Here is a 4205-nt window from a genome sequence, read left to right as displayed (position 1 = left end):
GGGCGGAGCGCCTCCTGCGGGGGGCGCGCGAGGTGCTCGCCACCGGCGCGACCCAGCAGGCCGGCCTCTACGAGCTCTACGTGTACGCGCGGCGCGACACCAAGCCCGCGCGCATCACCATGAGCGCCATCCACCTGGCCGACGACGAGCCGCCGCGCCTGCTCCTGATCGTCGAGGACCTCACCGAGGAGGAGCGGCTGCAGGCGGCCCGCCAGGAATCGGAGCAGCGCTACCGTGACCTGATCCAGGGGCTCGACGCCATCGTGTGGGAGGCCGACGCGCGGACCCTGGCCTTCTCCTTCGTGAGCCGTCGGGCCGAGACCGTGCTCGGCTACCCGGTGGAGCGCTGGACCCGCGAGCCCGACTTCTGGGCCGGCCGCATCCACCCGGACGATCGCGATCAGGTGATGCAGATCTACCGCGACGCCATCGCGGGCGGCCGCGACCACGAGTTCGAGTACCGCTCGGTGGCCGCCGACGGCCGCGAGGTGTGGCTGCGCGACATCGTCCACGTGGTGCGCGACGGCGACGGGCAGCCCACCACTCTCCGAGGACTGACGGTAGACCTCACCGAGCTGAAGCGCTCGGAGCGGGCGCTGCACCAGAGCGAGGAGCAGCTGCGCCAGGCCCAGAAGATGGACGCGGTGGGCAAGCTGGCCGGCGGCATCGCGCACGACTTCAACAACCTGCTCATGATCATCCGGGGCGACAGCGACCTCATGCTGCGCCGCCTCGCCTCGGGGCATCCGCTGCGGCAGAATGCGGAGGGCATCCGCGAGGCGGCCGATCAGGCCGCGACCCTGACCCGCCAGCTCCTGGCCTTCAGCCGCAAGGAAGTCGTCGCCCCGCGCCTGGTGGATCTCAACGCGATCGTGGCGAGCATCCACGCGATGCTGCAACGACTCCTCGGCGAGACGATCAACCTGGTCACGATCACCGCGCCGGACCTGGGCGGGGTGAAGGCCGACCCCGGCCAGATGGAGCAGATGATCCTGAACCTCTGCGTGAACGCGCGGGACGCGATGCCGGACGGCGGCCGCCTGACCGTGCGCACCGTCAACGTGGATCTGGACGAGACGGCGGTGAAGCGGTGGAGCGACGCCCGGCCGGGCGCCTACGTCATGCTCGAGGTGACCGACACCGGCGCCGGCATGGACGAGGAGACGCGCCTGCACCTCTTCGAGCCGTTCTTCACCACGAAGGTGCAGGGCAAGGGCACCGGCCTCGGCCTCTCCACCGTGTACGGCACGGTGCAGCAGAGCGGCGGCCACATCTCGGTGGAGAGCGAGCCCGGCCACGGCTCGACCTTCCAGATCTACCTGCCGCGCGTGGCCGCGCCGGTGGTGATCCCGCCGGATCTGCGGCCGCCCGCCGGGCCGGCGCGGCCGGCCGCGGCCGGCGACGCGACGCTCGCGCCGGGGCACGGCGAGACGATCCTGCTCGTGGAGGACGCCCAGCGCGTGCGCGCGGTGGTGCGCGAGATCCTCGAGATGAGCGGCTACACCGTGCTGGAGGCGCGCCACGGCGTCGAGGCGCTCGAGCTGAGCACCCGCCACGCGGGCACCATCCACCTGCTGCTCACCGACGTGGTGATGCCGCAGATGAGCGGGCGCGAGCTGTCCCAGCGCCTGGCCACCTTGCGCCCGGACTTGAAAGTGCTGTATATGTCCGGCTACACGGATGACGCCATCGTCAGGCACGGCGTGCTGGCCGCGGGCATCGCGTTCCTCTCGAAGCCGTTCACCCCGGACGCGCTCGCGCTCAAGGTGCGCGAGGTGCTCGACGGCGCGGCGACCGGCGCCGCGGTCACGCCCGGGAGCAGCAGCCCCTTTCGTCGATAGCGCTCCCGCCGCGTTCCCCACCCCTCTCCCCTCTGGGGAGAGGGCAGGGTGAGGGGCCGGAGCCGGCCGTGAGCGAGCGTCCCATCCGGGTGCTGGTGGCCAAGGTCGGGCTCGACGGCCACGACCGCGGGGCCAAGATCGTGGCGCGCTGCCTGCGTGACGCGGGCATGGAGGTCGTGTACACCGGGCTGCACCGCACGCCCGAGGAGGTGGTGGCCGCCGCGGTGCAGGAGGACGTGGACGTGCTCGGCATCAGCATCCTGTCCGGCGCGCACCTCACGCTGTTCCCGCGGGTGCGCGACCTGATGCGCGACGCCGGCGCCGCCGACATCCTGCTCGTGGCCGGCGGGGTGATCCCGGACGAGGACGTCCCCGCCCTGCGCGACATGGGCGTGGCCGAGGTGCTCCTGCAGGACACGCCGCCCGAGACGATCGTGACCCGCATCCGCGATCTGGTCGCCGCCCGGCCGACCTCCTGATCCATGGCTGATCTACCGGCCGCGCTCGAGGCGGCCGCGCTGCGCGACTCGCGCCGCGTCGATCTCACGGGCTGGCCGCCGCGCTACGCGAAGACACCTTCGGCGGCCTGGGCGTGGACATGGGCAGCACGGCCGAGATGTGCCGTGGATGACCAGCGGCGCGGGCCGCCACCGCACCGGCATGCATCTCCGGCAGGCCTGGTCTACACGCGGGTCTCCGATCCCGAGCCTTCCGCCCGGTGCCGCACGGCGCCGAGGGCACGCCCGTGTACACTCGCCTTGAGCGGACGTCGCAGCCCATGATCCGGCTGGTGTCCGGGGACCGCGCGCGGTGGGTCGACGAGCCCTGCCGTGCGGCCGGACCTACCCGCGCCTGCCCCGGGGCTGTCCGGCCGGTTCGACGACATGACATCGTGCGCGGCGAGAACATCTGCCCGAGCGCCATCGAGGACACCCTGCGCGCCATCGCTACCGTCGGCGGCGAGTTCCGCATCCTCGTCGAGGGCACGCTGCCCCGCACCGAGCTCAAGGCCGCCGCGTGATCGACGACCGCGATCTCTGCCGACGGGGGCTCGCCACATGAGGCGGGGCCGCGACATCCTCTACGAGGACCGCTTCGGGGATGGAGAGTTCGGACGGCTCCCCGAGCTGGCCGGCCAGCTGGCCCGCGCGCGGGTGGACGTCATCTGCGCGGTGGGGCCCGCCGCCATCCAGGCGGCCAAGAACGCGACGACCACCATCCCGATCGTGATGGCGTTCAGCGGCGACGACCCGGTGCGGAGCGAATTCGTCACCAGCCTGGCCCGGCCCGGCGGCAACATCACCGGCTTGACCATCCTGGTAGCCGACTTGACATCGAAGCGGCTGGCCCTCCTCAAAGAGGTGGTCCCCGGCCTCACCCGTATTGTCGCGCTCGCCAACCCGACGAACCGGAGCACCGCCGACGAGCTGCAGGAGCTGGGCAAGGCGGCCCGGGCGCTGCGGGTCGAGATCCAGGTGGTGGAGGCGCGGAGCCGTGGCCAGATCGAGAGTGCGGGCGCCACGATCGTGAAGACACGAGCCGGCGCGCTGCTGGTGCTCGCCGATCCGGTCCTGCTGGCGAACCGCGATCGTGTGGTCGCTCTCGCCACGCAGAGCCGGATGCCTGCGGTCTACGCCTGGAGAGAGTACGCGGATGCGGGCGGACTCATGGCCTATGCGCCGAACCGGGAGGAACTCTCGCAGCGCGCCGCCTCGTTCGTGGACCGGATCCTCGAGGGCGCGAAGCCGGCCGAACTCCCCATCGAGCAGCCAACGCGCTGGGAGCTGATCGTCAACCTGAGAACCGCGAAGGGCCTGGGCCTCGCGATGCCGCCATCGTTGCTGCGCCTGGCAGACCACATCATCGAGTAACCGAAGGAGCGCGCCATGTTCGATCCGCAAGCACTCGAGCGCGAGGCTGACGAGAAGGCCGCGTGGGAGGCCAGGGAGCTCGCCGAGTTCCTGAAGCGCCAGCCCGAGGCGCGCGCCGCGTACCGGACGAGCTCCGGGCTGCCCCTGCAGCGCCTGTACACCGCCGCCGACATCGCGGACGCCCCCGCCGACAACATCGGGCTGCCCGGCCGTTATCCCTACACCCGCGGGCCGTACCCGACGATGTACCGCGGCCGCAACTGGACGATGCGCCAGATCGCCGGCTTCGGCACCGGCGAGGACACCAACGGCCGCTTCCGCTACCTGATCGAGCAGGGCCAGACCGGCCTCAGCGTCGATTTCGACATGCCGACGCTGATGGGCTACGACTCCGACGACCCGCGCTCGCTCGGCGAGGTCGGCCGCGAGGGCGTGGCCATCGACACGCTCGACGACATGGAGGCCCTCTTCGCGGACATCGACCTCGAGCGGA

5 protein-coding genes are annotated in these 4205 nt (G+C 71.8%); all 5 read left to right on the top strand.

Annotated features, from left to right (window positions below; translation table 11 throughout):
- A partial coding sequence (locus tag VKN16_14770; GenBank protein HME95468.1) for an ATP-binding protein occupies nt 1-1841 on the top strand: 1841 nt, incomplete at its 5' end.
- 68 nt (nt 1842-1909) lie between these two features.
- Nucleotides 1910-2320: a cobalamin B12-binding domain-containing protein gene (locus tag VKN16_14765; GenBank protein HME95467.1), complete on the top strand. Its 411-nt coding sequence runs from the start codon at nt 1910-1912 to the stop codon at nt 2318-2320.
- A gap of 413 nt (nt 2321-2733) precedes the next feature.
- Nucleotides 2734-2862, top strand: coding sequence for a hypothetical protein (locus VKN16_14760; protein HME95466.1), 129 nt, complete (start codon nt 2734-2736; stop codon nt 2860-2862).
- A 37-nt stretch (nt 2863-2899) separates the two neighbouring features.
- Nucleotides 2900-3712, top strand: a complete 813-nt coding sequence (locus VKN16_14755) for an ABC transporter substrate-binding protein (GenBank protein ID HME95465.1) — start codon at nt 2900-2902, stop codon at nt 3710-3712.
- Nucleotides 3713-3727: 15 nt separating this feature from the next.
- A partial coding sequence (locus VKN16_14750) for a methylmalonyl-CoA mutase family protein (GenBank protein ID HME95464.1) occupies nt 3728-4205 on the top strand: 478 nt, incomplete at its 3' end.

Source organism: Candidatus Methylomirabilota bacterium, from assembly GCA_035315345.1.
Lineage (GTDB): Bacteria > Methylomirabilota > Methylomirabilia > Rokubacteriales > CSP1-6 > CAMLFJ01.
Note: the sequence above shows the minus strand (reverse complement) of the source record. Positions and strands in the feature narration are given on the sequence as shown.

Coding starts and splice junctions, on each gene's coding strand:
- VKN16_14755 (HME95465.1), top strand. CDS start 2,900: ATGAGGCGGGGCCGCGACATCCTCTACGAGGACCGCTTCGGGGATGGA.